The sequence below is a fragment of the Paenibacillus sp. J31R30 genome (genome assembly GCF_059692115.1).
In genome coordinates, this window is the sequence record NZ_JCAUAV010000018.1 from 25,695 (window position 1) to 41,270 (window position 15,576).

Genomic DNA, 15,576 nt, shown 5'->3' on the forward strand with positions numbered 1-15,576 from the left:
CGCCATCTGGCGTCCTTTCTTTCCCAATCCACGAATTACATTAGCGGCAATCTTACGAACGAACCGCCTCTTTCACTTCTTCCAGATAGTCCGGCTCCAACGACTGCCTTCCCGAGAAGAACACATCCTCAGAACGTGCTACACGCACAACGGGCGTCGCGGCATGTTTCCCCTTCATTGTAAGTGAGTGAACATCGACGCCATGCGCATCTTCTAATTGAAGAGCAGGACCTTGCCGCGTTTCGATACGCACATGATGAAGCTCCAAATCCGCAACATGCTTGCACAGCATGCCATCACCTGCCATGATCAACTTCTCACGCACCATGTCAGGCTCATCCCCCTGCTCCGAAGGATCTAGCGTCATCTCAATATGAACATGCGAGAGCTGCACGTCACGAATCGGCATTTCCGGTAATCCGTAGAGGAAGCCAGCAGCCGCGCGGGATCGCTTTGCGGTTACTTGATGTATCCGAATGTGTTCGATCACAGGCGTGCATTCGGTTACGGGAACAGCATCCGGACTGCTGATCAACGGATCGCTTTCGTCAACCCCGTGCCGATAGAACGAGTTAATCGTTAACGGACAAAACACATCTTCCATATAAATGTTGCTGACCAAAATATTTTTGATATACCCGCCGCGGGCGCGGTTCGTTTTCATCCGTATGCCACGATCTGTCCCCGTGAAAATACAATTGGAAATAACCACGTTGCGAATACCGCCAGCCATCTCGCTGCCAAGCACGACACCGCCATGTCCTCTTAGCATCGTACAGTTGGTAATCACGATATACTCGGAAGGCTTGCCTACCCGCCGGCCATCCTCATCAATGCCGGATTTGATGCACAAGCAGTCGTCACCCACATCGAAGAAGCAATCGGAAATACGAACATTTTGGCAAGAATCGATGTCCAGTCCGTCGCCATTCGGCGTATCATTCGGGTTCTTAATCGTCACCCCATGCAGCTGAACATCTGAGCAATAGACCAAATGTGTATTCCAAAAAGGGGAGTTTTGCAAGGTGATGCCTTCGAGCTTAACGCCCTCACAATCGATCAATTGCAACAGCGGCGGCCTTAGAAATTGGGAGGGCCACTCTACAATGTTACTCTTCACGGTTTCTCGCAAGGCTTGGTTCTTTACCTTGAGTTCTTGCGTCTGAGCGGATTCCATCGTGCCGCCTTTACGAATCTCGCGATAAGCCTGCCACCAAGCTCTGCCTTGTCCATCAATAATACCGTCACCTTTGATAGACACCTTCTTCAAGCCTCTCCCATAAATGAGCGGGGAGTACCCGTAGCATTCGTAGCCTGACCAGCGCGTCTGTACGAGCGGATACTTGTCGAACTCGTTGATAAACATCAGCTTTGAGCCCGTCTCAAGCTCCAGTGTCATGTAACTGCGCAGCTCAATCCGGCCCGTGAGATACGTACCAGCTGGGACGAAGACCGTTCCGCCGCCCTGCAGGGAGCAGGCCTCAATCGCCTCCGCGATAGCCTGCGTATTGTCCGTTACGCCATCACCGATAGCGCCGAACGTTGTTATGTTAATGATCGCCATAGGTCGCTCCTTCGGATCCTTACTTATTCAATGCCTGAACTTCAACACACGCCATGACAAAAGCTCCCACACCATGCAGATCATTCTCACTCGTTGGACGCGTTATATAGTTCTCATAGTCTCCCGCAGATGTACCAATACAGATCAGCGGCACAATAACTCTCCCCTGCTCATCGAATTTCAACGTACGCAGCAAGCCTTCATACCCTTTCACGGCTGCTTCCGCGCATTCGCGGCCAACGATGCCGAGATTCACGGCTTTGGCAATCGTGTAGACGAATAGACTTGTACAGGAGCTTTCGAGCCAGTTATCAGGCTGATCGCCTTTGTCGATTACCTGATACCACAGGCCGCTCTTCGCGTCCTGATAGTGGATGATTGTATATACGAAGTCGCACAGCGACTTCACTAGCGCTTCGCGCCCAGGCTCGTCAGCTGGCAATTCGTCGAGGAATTGCGAGACGGCTAGGCCGTACCAGCCAAGCGAACGTCCCCAGAATTCCGGCGAGCAGCCGGTTTCAGGATTCGCCCACGGCATGCGGCGGCTTTCGTCCCACGCATGGTACAGCAGACCCGTGCGCTCATCTTTCATGTACTTGCGCATGAGCTGCTCTTGGTGCAGCACAGTTTGGCGCAAGTCGGTCTCGCCGAAGGCGTTCGCGTATTTCAGCGAGAATACGCCGGCCATGTATAAACCATCCAACCACATTTGGTTGGCGTATTTGTCTTTGTGCCAGAACCCGCCTTCGGAGGTGAGGTTCAGCGTTTTGAGCAGGTTGCGCAGTTTATCCGCAGCAACACGGTATTTCGGCTGGCCTGTGCGCTGCTCCAAGCGGAACAGTAACAGCCCTGCTTGCATCGCGTCGAGCTCGTCACGCGCGAAGTAGAGACTGCCATTGTCGTCGACTAGACCATCGACATAGCCTTGGATGTACGCGTCATAGCGATCATCCTGTCTGGCTTCTGCGAGCATTTCCATGCCGCAAAGGAATACGCCTTGATGGTAATGCCAACGCCCTGCGGGCGGCAGCTCCATCGGCGTATGCGTGTCCATGATCGAGTCGCAGGCAGCTTGTGCCCACTCCAGTGGTGTTTTCGTCTGAACAGGAGCCATGGTTTGAAGTTCTCCTTTCGCTAATGAGAAAATAATTAATTTAAACGTTTCAATTTTGATTCATTACGTGGAATGTCGGCCCTTTGGTCAGGGGTGGCGCTTTCTTGCCTGCTAACTGGTAGCAGACCGAACGAATCAACAAGGCCTGTGTGCCAGCGTTCATATCGCCCTCCACTTCGCCTCCCCCGATCTGGACAGCCTTCGGCATGCCGGGGTAATATTCGCCTTCCTTCACCTGAGCCACATTGGGCGCTATTGGCGAGTGGGCCAGCTCACGGGAAAAGCCCCCGTCTGCACGAAGCAAACGCTTCATATTGCCCAATGTAATCGCAATGATTTCTCGCAAGTCTTCCAGCGGAATGGATAGCTTCATATAGGACAATAAGTGAATTGGATTACGAATATAGCACATGTCAACGGCTTCCTCATGCCGTAAAGCATAGAGAATACTTTGGTAAATTCGTTCCTCTCTTGGCAAAGGCACGTTGAAGTGGTCATAGAAGATGTGCAGCTTGAACGTGCCCGAGATCCGCACATAATAGGACCCTTCCCCCCATAAACCGGTAAAAGGATCCTGTTTATTGGCGAAGAAATCGAATGCTGTTTGGGCAAACTCAGCTCTGCGGCTCGCAGGCTCTACTTGCTTCACATACACGCTGGAGGTCGACAGGCGATCACAGCCTCGCCAGCTGTTCGTTAGCTCAACCGACTTCAGCCACATGAGATAGTCCTCCGGTGAAGCCATATACGATGGTGCTTGCTGCGCCTCGTAAGGCAGTGCATGAAGCGGCTGCCCGCCAAGCTTGCGCAACGCATTCAAGCTATAGGAAATGGCGCGGGCAACCATCACTTCATCTTCGCGCATCAGCGGATTCTCGTCATAGAAGTAACCTGACGATGCCTCCTGCTTGCTTTGAAAGAAACGGATACACCCGCGCTTCACGTCTGTCGACATGGCATCCAGCCAATCACATCGTTCCAGAATGTTCAGTGCTTGCGCCGTCGATTCAATGTCTGGAGCGCCGCCTGGTATCCGTCTGGAGCTTGCGGCGTAATAAAACCCGCCGCTTTCCGCATCCTTTTGCCCACCAAGCCACGCTCCAAAACCATCAAACAATTGATCCATTTCGGCAAGCAGTTTGCTGATCTCTGCACTTTGATCTTGATCTGGCCTCATATCTTGATCTAGCCTCATATCTTGATGATCTTCTCTCTGATCTCTCTGATTTTCCCCATCTGTCATGCGCATTTCCCCGCTTACTGTGTTGTCTTGTCCTTTACAGACTAACCCTTAATGGATCCAATCATCGCGCCCTTAGCAAAATGCTTCTGCAAGAACGGATACACAATCAGAATCGGAATCGTAGCTACGACGATAACAGCCATTTTAATCGACTGTGCTGGTGGTGGTGTCGCGCTGTCCAAGTCCGAACTTACATCCAAACCGCTGGCAAGAACGACAATTTGGCGCAGCAAGACTTGAATCGGCCACTTGGCACTTTCGTTGATGTAAAGAATCGCACTCAAGTACGTGTTCCAATACGTAACCGCGTAGAACAGTGAGATCGTTGCAATCGCAGGCATCGATAATGGCAGAACGATACGGAATAGGATACCGAAGTCGCTGCAACCGTCGATTTTCGCCGACTCCTCGAGCCCTTCAGGGATGTTTTGGAAGAAGTTTTTCAAAATAATTAAGTTAAATGCACTGACTGCTGTTGGAAGAATCAACGCCGCATAGGTGTCGATCATACCAAGTTCCTTTACTACGAGAAACGTCGGGATCAAGCCGCCATGGAACAACATTGTAAAAACAACGAGGAACATGATAATTTTACGTCCATCCACATCTCTGCGTGCCAAGCCGTAAGCCATCAATGCTGTGATGAACATACTGATCACCGTGCCGACAGCCGTCGACCCAATCGAGACCGCCATGGCTTTAAAAATGGTATTCGTTGAAAAAATAAAGCGATAGGCCTCGATACTCCAATCCGTCGGAATGAGGACGAACTTCTTCGTCGCCATTTCCGCACTCGTCGTGAAGGAACCTGCCACCACGTGCACGAACGGGATAATCGTAATCAATCCGATGATGGTTAATAACAAATAGTTAATGATACCGAACATTCTGCCGGCTAATGTTTTATCTTCTACCACGACTTCAACCTCCTAGCTGCTTTACACTCTACCCAAGCCTAGTAAACGCCTTCTTCGCCCAGTTTCTTTGCAATCCGATTCACAATCATCACGAGCACAAGTCCAATGAATGATTTGAACAAACCAATTGCTGCGCTGTAACTGAATTGCCCTTGTTTAAGACCCGCTGTATATACATAAGTATCAATGATCTCAGCAACTTCTCGGTTCATGGAGTTAAGAAGCAAATACACATGTTCAAAACCGAGTTCGAGAACCGCACCAATTTTCAAAATTAATAAAACAATAATGACACTTCGAATCGCGGGCAGCGTAATGTGCCACACTTGTCTAAGACGTCCTGCACCATCCATGCGAGCAGCTTCATACAATCCAGGATCAATAGAAGCAATCGCCGCCAAATAAATGATTGTTCCCCAACCTGCTTCACGCCAAATCACTTGCAAAATATAAATCGGTCTGAACCATTCTGGAGCTAATAAGAAGTTCACTTTTTCTAAGCCGAAATACGAAATCAACTCATTGATAATACCGCCGTCCATAGTCAACATAACGAAGCTGATGGAGACTATAATAACCCAAGACATAAAGTGAGGCAGATACACAATCGTTTGAAAAACTTTCTTAAACAGGTCTCCTCTGACCTCATTCAGCATGAGTGCCAAGATGATCGGAATCGGGAAATAGAACAAGAGATTCATGACGAACAAGATTAACGTATTGCTCAAAATGTTCAGGAAATCCGGCTCTGTGAACAACCGCTTAAAATGCTCCAAACCGACCCATTCGCTTCCGGTAACACCTTTGAATGGCTTGTAGTTCTGAAAGGAAATGATTAATCCATACATCGGGATATATTTGAAAACGATAAAGTACAAAATCCCCGGCAGCAACATGACATAAATCCATTTATTTTTCCAAAGACGTCTGCTCAACTCGCTGCTTGACTTCCTAGCGACCATGTTTTGTGCAACATTCACTTCTTGCATAGGACTTCTTCCTTTCCTTAAAAGGAGAAGGCTGCCGCGGTTTCAGCAGCCCTCTCACCTTGACTAGTCAGACACTTTGTTGCTGAATTACTTTTTCAGTGCGTTGTATTCTTCGATGATTTTGCTGCCGCCACGAGCTTTCCAATCTTCAATCGCTTTATCAAAGCCTGCTTTATCGATTGTTCCATAAATGTATTTGTTCGTTGCATCAGTGATAACGGCTTGCGCTTGAACACCTTTTTCAAGGTTTGTTTTAGAATCAAGTGCAGCTACTGGATCTTGAACAGCGAACTTCAGGTTCGCGATTTTCAACTCGTCTGCTTTTCCTTGTGCTGGGATCGTTGGAATACCCAAGAATCTGCCCGACGTATCTTCATCACCAATTGCTGCATCTGTGAATGGTTTCACTTCGCGTGTCCATTTCTCATCGTCCAGCTTTTTCGCTTTGTTATCAGTTAGACTGTAATGGTTATCTTTGATACCCCAGTTTGCCATGTTCGCTACTTCTGGTGTCATCATTTTGTCGAAGTAAGCTAGTACTTTACGAAGATCAGCTTCCGTTTTATTCGCGGATTTCGGGAATAGAACTACGTTTGCAAATCCAGGCAGTGCCCAGTGTGCGAATTTGCCATCAGGTCCAGCAACCATACTGTGAACATCAACTACTGCGTTTGGAACGTTTTTAACCAAATCCTTGTTCAGTGTCGTCACATCCGTCATCGCTCCGATGTACATACCTGCCGTACCCGCAGTGAACAACTTTTGTTGATCCGTTTTACTTGTTGCTGCGAAATCTTTGTTGATGTAGCCGCCATCACGCATTTTTTTGAAATAATCCATGGTCGCTACATATTGCGGGAACATGAATTCCGGAGCTAGCTTGCCGTCTTTCACGCCCCAGTTATTTGGTGTGCCCTGCCAAGCAGCAATGGTTTTGAAAGCTCCGTAGATGAGATCGTTACGATCTGTTAAACCAATCGTATCTTTTTTGCCGTTGCCATCAGGATCGTTTTCCGTAAACGCTTTCGCCATTGCGAATAATTCGTCTAGATTAGCAGGAGGCTTCAGACCTAACTTATCTGCCCAATCCTTACGGTAGATTAGACCTTGACGAGCGATGTCGACACCGCGGTACAACGTGTACAATTTGCCATCGACTTTCGTATTGTCATTCGTTGTGGATTTCAGCTTGCTCAGGTTCGGGAAGTCCTTCAATAGAGGTCCGATCTCCCAGAACTGTCCGTCACGGATCGCTGATTTCATTTGAATGAACGTCGCTTGGTTTTTCAAATACGTTGCTTGTGGCAGTGCGCCAGTTGCGAAAGTCGTATTCAACTTCTCTTCATACGTGTCTGCTGGGAAGAACTGATACGTCAGCTTCGTGTTCGTCAGCTTCTCAAGTTCTTTAATAATCGTATCCGGCGGCGTTTGTGCCGTATTCAGTGGTGCCATGATGGTAATCGCTGTTGGTGTATTGTCTGTAGGCTTTGGTGTTGCCGCTGTAGGTGCAGTTGTTGTTGCTGCCGTTGTTGATGCAGGCGTTTCTTTATCTCCGCATGCTGCCAAAGCAAAGCTGGAAACGAGTAGTACGCTAAGTGGAATCGTGACTAATTTTCTCTTCATATCGGGTTGACCTCCGTGAAAATGTTGTGTGCTACAACTCACACATTACACGGTCCGACAAGGGTACCGAAACAATCATTTACTCATATAACCCACGCCTAGCGCGGGATGTGAGATGATGATTATCGGGCGGGGAGATGATTATTGAGGAAGCCTTTAAGGCCGCGGCTGGGACTTTAGGCGCAAAAAAGACAAAAGAAAAAGCCTACCAGTTGGTAGACTTCAAATGATAAACTTGTGTGCTTTATACGCGCAACTTACTTATTGCCCTTGGAAAACGACATATCAACATTCGCCATTAACCACGCTTCGCATACGCCTCATTATACTCTTGTATCATCTGATTCCCACCGCCGCGCTTCCAACGCTCGATCTCTTGCTGGAAGGCCGCCTTATCTAACTTACCTAAAATGTAGTTATATGTCGCATCGGAGATGATTTTGTACAATTCGACTCCGCGCTCGTCGTAGGTCTTCGATTCTATACCCAGTGTCGGATCCTTGACCGCATACTTCTCATTATCCAAGCTAAGCGTATCCGCCAGCTGAGACAACGATTCACTTTCTACAACGGGTATGATGTTCGGATTGTTCAAATCGGCGATCATCAGCGCATATAGCGCGTTGACCTCATTAACACGAATCTTCGACGTCTCTTCGGAGAGCTGAATTTGCCCATTCTTGGCCGTATAATGCCGTCCCTCCAAGCCGTATTTCATCAGATTAGCGATATCCTTATCCATCGTCCGATCAAAAAACTGCAGCATCTGCTTGAGTTCCGCTTCCGTTCTAATCGCCTTCTTCGAAAATAGATATAAGGCACTATAATTAGGAATAGACCAAATATGAAATCCCTGCGGTCCTTCAATATGATTCACTAGCGTTAATCTTGCCTCTGGATTCACCAACTGTGCCTCATCCGAAAGACGCTGCACATCCTGCATACTGCCGATGTACACGCCGGCTGTGCCGCGAATCAGCTTATCCCGCTGTACTTCTTTGCTTGTCACGGCAAAATCCGAATTAATCAGCTTCTCATCATACAGCTTTTTCATAAAATTCATCGTGTCTACATACGCTTGTGTTTCAAATTCCGGAATGAGCTTCCCTGCGGAAACTCCCCAATTATTCGGAGTTCCAAAGTAGGAGCTGATTGTCTTGAATGAGCCGAATACCAAATCATTGCGATCCGTTAACCCAATCGTATCGTCTTTCCCATCACGATCAGGGTCCCCAAATGTGAATGCTTTGAGCACTTCATACAATTCATTGAGATTCGTTGGCTTCTTCAATTTGAGATTATTCAGCCAATCTTCACGAATAATAATACCCTGCCGAGAGGACGGACGTTCGGTGTATAAGCCATAAATTTTGCCGTCAACAGCTGCTTGACCCAAAATCTCTTTATTCAGCTTTTTCAAATTCGGATACGCCGCCAGATAAGGTCCAATATCCCAGAATGCGCCGGAACGGATCGAATTTTTCATCAGCATATAGTCCGTATATTTGACGTAAGTCGCTTTTTTCAATGAGTTTGTCGTGAGGGCTGTATTCATTTTGTCTGTATAAATACCATCCGGAACCCAATTCAAATCCAGTTTGGTTTGCGTCTTATTCTCAATCGCTTGTACAATCTCTGGTATTGGCGGATGCGGAAAATGAAGCGGTGCCATAATGGAGATAACAGGTCTAGTCCCCTTCTCTTCTTTCACTATTGGCGTACTTTCGTTCTGACAAGCACTTATCAATATAAGGATGTTCAGAGCTATGATCATCCGCGTCCATTTGAGCCTCCCACCAAATAAACCACTTCTCAAGCTAATTCCCCCTTGCTACACAAGTGTTTTTTAACAGCAAATATGAGATAATGATTATCCCATTTGCAGATGATTATTGATCTGAACTGCACTCTTGACTACAATACATAGATAGTCTGACGAATGATTCTTCAAATAGATAAGGTGTTGGATGCGATGCGCTCTTTAAGTTTTCTTAGCAAAATGACGATATTCAGCTTCCTGCTCAGCACGCTGCCTGTGATTTTTATCGGCGCTTTCGCCTTCGTGACATCTTCAAGTGAAATCCAAAAAAATGTAAACGAAGGAAAAATGCAGTTAATCACCCAAATTAACTCCAATGTAGAGCAGAAATTAACCACTGTCAACCATACACTAAATCAGGTCATCAATTCCACTGTTCTCAAAAAGGCAATGGAAATGCCGCTAACTGTATCCGATTTCATGATGTACGATGATCTGCGCAGCGAAATCCGATATATGCAATCTTTTGACACGAGGCTCGAAGATGTGCTCTTGATTAACGCGAAGCAGAATTGGATGATCAAAAATTCAGGCCTTTACCGTTTTGACAACTATCCGTTTGCCGATAAATTGATTTCGCTGATGAACGCGCAAGATAACAGTACGTGGACCTTGAATCCTTCGGAATGGTTCTACACAGAGGAAAACGCGCGCAGCGTAACCTGTGAGTATAGTATTTCGCTAGTCAAAAAGCTTCCGACAACCGGCCTGGATAAATACGGCCTTGCTTTAGCAAATATTCCCGCCTGCTCGTTGCAGGATATGATTCAAAGTGACTCCGAACACCCCGATGACATTGTCATCATCGATGAACAGCAGCGGATTGTGATGAATCGGGATCCCGGTCTAATCGGCAAATCAATCACAGCGGCAGGCCTGACTGACCTTAAACCGCTTGAAGAAGGAAGCGGACAATTCCGCGCCAGCATTCATGATAAACCTTATTCCGTTACGTTCTTGCGTTCGAACCTAAACAACTGGACCTACTTATCCTTGACCTCAATCGAGAGCTTGACCAAGGAATCCAGCAAAATCGGAACTTATACGATCTACATCTGCGTCCTGATGCTGCTTCTTGCTTTGGTGCTTGCATGGCTAGTCTCGCGTAAAATGTATTCACCGATCCAACTGCTTCTGAATCAAATCGGGGGACTAGTGACGGGGAATCAGAAGCGCAAAGCCAATGAATTTCAGATGATCAGCGAGCATGTGCATACCTTGTTCCAATCAAAGTCGCAGCTGGAAAAAGAAGTCCACCAACATATCGGCCAAGTGCGGACCTTCTTCCTCATCAAGGCTTTTCAGGGACATATTAAATCGGCGGAGTTGTTAGAAAAACTTGCACAATTCGGCTACACCGAACATATTGCTTCATGGAAAACGATGTCGGTCATCACGATCCAAATTGACGCTATCGACCATACCCGCTATGAGAAAAAGGATATGGAACTGCTGCTTTTTGCCGTGCACAACATGCTGGAGGAGCTCATCCCTTCGGAACAACGCTTAGCGCCAATCCTAATTGATCAAACTATCGTTACGATGATCGGTAGTTCGGACTCGGTTGATAGTGACTTCCGTACAATGGTATACAGCTTGACGGAACAGGTTCAGCAGCATATTTATAACTTCTTGAAGCTGCATATTTCCATCGGGATTTCCCTGCCGATTCACGCCTTTACCCAGATGGCCCTGGCGTACAAAGAGGGACTTGAGGCGCTGAAGCACCGAATCAAGCTCGGAGAGGGCATCATTATTCAATATGAGAATATCAACTCTGGGAAGCATTACTTGAACTTGAACTATCCGAAGCCTTTGGAAAACGATCTGATCGACAGCATCAAACTAGCCGAAAAGGATAAATCCCGCGAGCTGCTGAAGCAGCTGCTGCAGGCTGTTTTCGCAGCGCCGCTTTCGCCGCAGGAGTACCAGATCCCGCTGGCGCGGCTGCTTAACAACCTGCTGATGATGATGCAGGAATCCGGCATCGCCTTGAATCAAATCCATCCGAACAAAGGCTCTTTGTTCGAAGAGGTGCTCGGCCTGCATACGACGGCTGAAATCGAGGATTGGTTCTGGACCGAGGTTATCCATCCGCTGATCCGGATTTACCGCGACCGCCAGGATGCGCAGTACCATAACATTTCCGAGAAAATCATCGATCTCGTGCAGCATTACTACGACACAGATCTGACGCTCGAGGAATGTGCTTCACGCTTGCATTATAATGCTAACTATTTGAGCAGCATTTTCCGCAAAGAAACGAACTGCTCCTTCAGTGACTATTTATCGAACTACCGCTTCAATATGGCGAAAAAATGGCTCTCCGAGACCGATATGCCGATCAAGGATATCTCCTCGAAGCTGCGCTACAACAACTCGCAGAATTTCATCCGCTCCTTCCGCAAACAGGAAGGACTCACTCCCGGTCAGTACCGGGATAAGCAAAAAGAGGGCTCACCGCCGAGTTCGTGAGGCGATTGGAAATAGCAAACAGCCTGCGAAGCCACCACATGCAAGCCACAAGCAAACAGCCTGCGAAGCCACCACATTGTAGTTGGTGGTTTCGCAGGCTGTTGTTCGTTTTGTAGGACAGCCTTCGGAGAGGCTTGTCCATTGATGAAGCTGCTTAAGTATAGATCCCTAGGCGGAAACGACTTGACTGGCTTCAATCGCTGCTTTAAGCGCAGCACGGTTGTCCCACAGGAAGGAGAGAACCTGATTACGCTCCTCGAAAAACGACTCTTCCGCATCCTCATAATCTTTTCCCACGCCATGAACACTAAAGCGTTCGTCTTCGTAATTCATTAAAGTCCATTGACCTCCACGTTTTTTATCGGCAAAAACGAGGTAAAGCTTCTTCCCTGCTGCATCCCACTCCGCGAAGTTTGAAAAGTTGTCCAAAATCAAGCCGATGTCCTGTTTATTCTTAATTTGCATGATCTTATCTCCTTTTCGCTTTTTATAAAATCGTACCCGAGTTTTCATGAGAAGTTTGTCACACTTTAGGGACGAATTATAGGAATTTTTGTCGAAGGTGGGACGTACACTTCCTGGCATGTTAGACGTTATATGTTACACGGTAGACTTCTTACGTCATACGGCATGCTTCATACCTCATTTATTTCTCTATCGCCACTATCCCTTTGACTCAGATTACAACTCCCTGCATACAAATTCATCAAATCTTCCTCCTAAGATATCATCCAACATATCGTCTTTCTGAGCCGATGGGATAGTAAGAATAGCGACGAAAAACAAATAAAAACGAACCCCTCACGAGGTTCGCTTCGAATTCTTCAAGCCTCAAACTACTTCAGCCCCGCCGCGGCATACACCTTGTCGAAGCCAGCCTTAGACCGCTCCGCCAAGCTCTCCGGAGAATCCGTCGGCGCTTCGGCCGTCAAGATCTCCTGCGCCACCGCGCCGGTGTAGCCAATGCGCTGCAGACCTTGCAGGAAGCCTGCCAGGTCAATGACGCCTTCACCCGGGTACACGCGCCCGTTGTCGAGCGCTTCCTCAACCGGCACGTCCGGCGCATCGTTGATGTGCACGTGCACGATCTGATCGACGCGGAGTTTCTCGATATCCGCGACAGTCCCCCCCGTCGTGTACCAGTGGTACGCGTCGAACAACAAGCCCACGTTGCGCTCGCCGATCGCATCGATCCAATCCAACGTTTCATCCATCGTCCAGATGAACGGATGCTTCCACCGCGTCCGCAAATGATGCGGACCCACGAACTCCAGACCTAGGCGGATGCCGTAGGCGCCTAGGATTTGGGCGCACGTGCGTAGTCTGCGCGTCGCGAGCGCCATGAAGTGCGCTGCCCCCAAGTCCGTGGAGGGCAGCACATACGTGCAGCAGCTCGTACAGCCGAGCGCTGCTGCCGCTGCCGCGGCTTGGGCTAGCTTCGGCAGCCCCTCGCGGAATACCTCTTCCGTGGAACGCCATTCCACGGGGAGACCGATCGAGCCGACGACGAGGCCTCGACTCGCTAATAACTCACGAGCACCATCAAGGGTGTGAGCTTCTACAAGGCTCAAAGCGTCAATGTCGACCGCTTGGAAGCCATATTTTGCCGCTAACTCTATGAATTGTTCGTTGCTCTCGATCTTGCCAAGCCCTGCTCTTGTTAACCCTCTAAGCATCGGATCATCCTCCAAATGGTTGCTTGCTATTGTTTTCGTTCACTCTTCCTTTAATTCCAGTTCAACTTAACTTCACTGCCCGTGCGCGAAGACTCATAGATCGCATCGAGGATCAAATTGTTCGTATAACCAGAAAGCGCAGACGTAATCGGCTGCTTGCCTTCCCGAATACAAGCTAAGAAATGTTGGCTGAGACGCTGGCGCTCGCCTTCATCATTTTCTGGCTTTTTGAGCTCAGTCTCGATCGCACGGTTGAATTTCTCGGTCAATAATTTACCTGTAGGCCCCTTGTAGCTAGCTCCGCCATCCGAGCCCATGAGGTGTACGAACGGTGTGTTGTCCGTATCCATGTGCACCGCCCAGCTCACTTCAAGCGTCAACGTACTGCCATCCTCCATACGAATCAGCGCCGTTGCCAAATCCTCAACATCATACGTCCCGTTCCAGTTCGGCTTGCCCCATGTGCCAATCCCTTTACGGCGCGGTCCGAACTCGGCATACGTTGCACCAACGACGGATACAGGCTTTGGATTCCCCATCAAATAGAGGGCAAGATCCAGCATATGAACGCCGATATCGATCAAAGGACCGCCACCCGACTCGTCCATTTTCGTAAACCATGTTCCCCAACCTGGGATACCTTTGCGGCGGAACCAACCGGTTTTGGCTGTGTAAATTTTGCCTAGCTCACCCGCTTCGACCTGCTCTTTAATTTGCATCGGAACGGATTCCCATCGCATTTGATGACCGATCATCACAATCGTATTCGACGCTTTGCTTGCTTCATATATTTGTTTGGCCGCTGCGGCATTAATGCCCATTGGCTTCTCGATAAGGACATGTTTGCCCGCTTCAATCGCTTGTACAGCAAGGGAAGCATGGTATTGATTCGGTACTCCAATAATTACGGCGTCGACTTTATCGCTCTGGATAAGCTCCTCGGGTGTGGCTGCCACATAGGCAATGCCATGCTCTTGTGCTTTCGCCTCAGCTAAAGGCAAGTACGCATCCGTAATCGCCGTGATTTCGCATTGATCCGCCAGCTTCGAAAACTCACGAATATGAACGCCGCCAATATTTCCTGCACCGATAATGCCAATTCTAATTTTGTTAACGCTTTCCACCATTCGTTCCTCCTCATAAGTACACGCTGTTGACCCTGCTTTTATGATAAAATAAGTACGATAGAAAGTCGTACCGTATATTCGGAAAACGTCCCATTTTTTCGAAGGAGCCCTGAATGACCATGACGTATTTTCCAGATTATTTGAAAACGTACCCCAACATGCACTCTCCTTTCCCATTTCACCTCAGTAGAAATACATTGGAACATGGCTTCCGTGCACATCGTCATGATTACCTCGAATTCTCTTATGTGGTGGAAGGACGAGGCGCAGAATCGATAAATGATGTGAAACACGCGATGGCACCAGGCACTTTTACGTTTGTGCTGCCTTATCAGGTGCATGAGATCTTTACGGATCCGGGTCAAAAGCTAGTGCTTCTCAACGGCATGTTCAGTATGGATCTGCTCATGGAGCCAGGGAATGATCAGGGATTGTCTGATTTATTTAATGACGCTAATGATTTACCTGCTTATGTACAATTTGAAGAGTTCGAGCAGAGGCAGATGACGGCTCTCATTGAAGATATGTTTAAGGAGTATCACGGGGACGAACGTTACAGGCAGACCCTGCTGAAGGCCAAACTGAAGGAGATTCTGATCCGCTTCGATCGGCATCGGTTTCAGCATGTTGGACAAGAAGAGGCTGTAAGCACTTCAGCCAAAGCTTCCTCCAAAGCCAGCCAAGCTGTGTGGCCTATCATTCATTACATCCATCGGAATTATCAAGAGGATCTTGCCTTGTCCGATCTCGCTGTACGCTTCAAGATGAGCGTCTCGCGCATTAGCGAGGTGATCAAGCAAACGACTGGACAGACTTTTGTTCATTTCTTGCATGATCTGCGCTTGCGCCATGCCTGTAGTCTATTAGTCTCCACGGACATGAGTGTCACGGAGATCGCGTTGGAGGTTGGCTATGGCTCGTACAAAACCTTTTCGCGGATTTTCCGAGAAAGCAAGGGCATCGTGCCGAAGGACTACCGGAAGGTTGAGCATGGTCGTGCGGTGACCTAGGTCGGATTGATTATCGCCA

At 48.2% G+C, this 15,576-nt stretch carries 12 protein-coding genes; 2 read left to right on the forward strand and 10 right to left on the reverse strand.

Features of this window, described 5'->3' with window-relative positions; genetic code table 11:
* Positions 1-52: 52 nt before the first annotated feature.
* The 7 genes from AC58QO_RS30955 to AC58QO_RS30985 form a co-directional block, all read right to left on the reverse strand.
* Positions 53-1,564 carry a glycoside hydrolase family 28 protein gene (locus AC58QO_RS30955; protein WP_497272406.1) on the reverse strand — a complete coding sequence of 504 codons (1,512 nt, stop codon included), beginning with the start codon at positions 1,562-1,564 and terminating at the stop codon, positions 53-55.
* A gap of 19 nt (positions 1,565-1,583) precedes the next feature.
* Entirely contained in the window at positions 1,584-2,678 is a 1,095-nt protein-coding gene (locus AC58QO_RS30960; RefSeq protein ID WP_497272408.1) for a glycoside hydrolase family 88/105 protein, read from the reverse strand.
* 49 nt (positions 2,679-2,727) lie between these two features.
* Positions 2,728-3,921: a hypothetical protein gene (locus tag AC58QO_RS30965; RefSeq protein ID WP_497272410.1), complete on the reverse strand. Its 1,194-nt coding sequence runs from the start codon at positions 3,919-3,921 to the stop codon at positions 2,728-2,730.
* A gap of 41 nt (positions 3,922-3,962) precedes the next feature.
* Positions 3,963-4,838, reverse strand: coding sequence for a carbohydrate ABC transporter permease (locus AC58QO_RS30970; protein WP_497272412.1), 876 nt, complete (start codon positions 4,836-4,838; stop codon positions 3,963-3,965).
* A gap of 38 nt (positions 4,839-4,876) precedes the next feature.
* Complete coding sequence (locus tag AC58QO_RS30975) at positions 4,877-5,827, reverse strand: ABC transporter permease (protein WP_497272414.1); 951 nt, start codon at positions 5,825-5,827, stop codon at positions 4,877-4,879.
* A gap of 87 nt (positions 5,828-5,914) precedes the next feature.
* Positions 5,915-7,450, reverse strand: coding sequence for an extracellular solute-binding protein (locus AC58QO_RS30980; protein ID WP_497272416.1), 1,536 nt, complete (start codon positions 7,448-7,450; stop codon positions 5,915-5,917).
* A 298-nt stretch (positions 7,451-7,748) separates the two neighbouring features.
* Positions 7,749-9,266 carry an extracellular solute-binding protein gene (locus AC58QO_RS30985; RefSeq protein WP_497272418.1) on the reverse strand — a complete coding sequence of 506 codons (1,518 nt, stop codon included), beginning with the start codon at positions 9,264-9,266 and terminating at the stop codon, positions 7,749-7,751.
* Positions 9,267-9,422: 156 nt separating this feature from the next.
* Between AC58QO_RS30985 and AC58QO_RS30990 the strand changes: the two genes are divergently transcribed.
* Positions 9,423-11,744 (forward strand): helix-turn-helix domain-containing protein, encoded by a 2,322-nt coding sequence (locus AC58QO_RS30990; RefSeq protein ID WP_497272420.1) that lies wholly within the window; start codon positions 9,423-9,425, stop codon positions 11,742-11,744.
* 168 nt (positions 11,745-11,912) lie between these two features.
* On the opposite strand, the gene AC58QO_RS30995 is transcribed toward AC58QO_RS30990, so the two are convergent.
* The 3 genes from AC58QO_RS30995 to AC58QO_RS31005 form a co-directional block, all read right to left on the reverse strand.
* Entirely contained in the window at positions 11,913-12,209 is a 297-nt protein-coding gene (locus AC58QO_RS30995; RefSeq protein ID WP_497272422.1) for a hypothetical protein, read from the reverse strand.
* A gap of 371 nt (positions 12,210-12,580) precedes the next feature.
* Entirely contained in the window at positions 12,581-13,420 is an 840-nt protein-coding gene (locus AC58QO_RS31000; RefSeq protein WP_497272424.1) for a sugar phosphate isomerase/epimerase family protein, read from the reverse strand.
* A gap of 50 nt (positions 13,421-13,470) precedes the next feature.
* Positions 13,471-14,544, reverse strand: a complete 1,074-nt coding sequence (locus AC58QO_RS31005) for a Gfo/Idh/MocA family protein (RefSeq protein ID WP_497272515.1) — start codon at positions 14,542-14,544, stop codon at positions 13,471-13,473.
* Positions 14,545-14,666: 122 nt separating this feature from the next.
* Here AC58QO_RS31005 and AC58QO_RS31010 point away from each other — a divergent pair, with 122 nt between their 5' ends.
* Positions 14,667-15,557 carry a helix-turn-helix domain-containing protein gene (locus tag AC58QO_RS31010; protein WP_497272426.1) on the forward strand — a complete coding sequence of 297 codons (891 nt, stop codon included), beginning with the start codon at positions 14,667-14,669 and terminating at the stop codon, positions 15,555-15,557.
* The last annotated feature ends 19 nt before the right edge of the window (positions 15,558-15,576 follow it).

Coding starts and splice junctions, on each gene's coding strand:
- AC58QO_RS30955 (WP_497272406.1), bottom strand. CDS start 1,564: ATGGCGATCATTAACATAACAACGTTCGGCGCTATCGGTGATGGCGTA.
- AC58QO_RS30965 (WP_497272410.1), bottom strand. CDS start 3,921: ATGACAGATGGGGAAAATCAGAGAGATCAGAGAGAAGATCATCAAGAT.
- AC58QO_RS31010 (WP_497272426.1), top strand. CDS start 14,667: ATGACGTATTTTCCAGATTATTTGAAAACGTACCCCAACATGCACTCT.
- AC58QO_RS31000 (WP_497272424.1), bottom strand. CDS start 13,420: ATGCTTAGAGGGTTAACAAGAGCAGGGCTTGGCAAGATCGAGAGCAAC.
- AC58QO_RS30990 (WP_497272420.1), top strand. CDS start 9,423: ATGCGCTCTTTAAGTTTTCTTAGCAAAATGACGATATTCAGCTTCCTG.
- AC58QO_RS30960 (WP_497272408.1), bottom strand. CDS start 2,678: ATGGCTCCTGTTCAGACGAAAACACCACTGGAGTGGGCACAAGCTGCC.
- AC58QO_RS30980 (WP_497272416.1), bottom strand. CDS start 7,450: ATGAAGAGAAAATTAGTCACGATTCCACTTAGCGTACTACTCGTTTCC.
- AC58QO_RS30995 (WP_497272422.1), bottom strand. CDS start 12,209: ATGCAAATTAAGAATAAACAGGACATCGGCTTGATTTTGGACAACTTT.
- AC58QO_RS30975 (WP_497272414.1), bottom strand. CDS start 5,827: ATGCAAGAAGTGAATGTTGCACAAAACATGGTCGCTAGGAAGTCAAGC.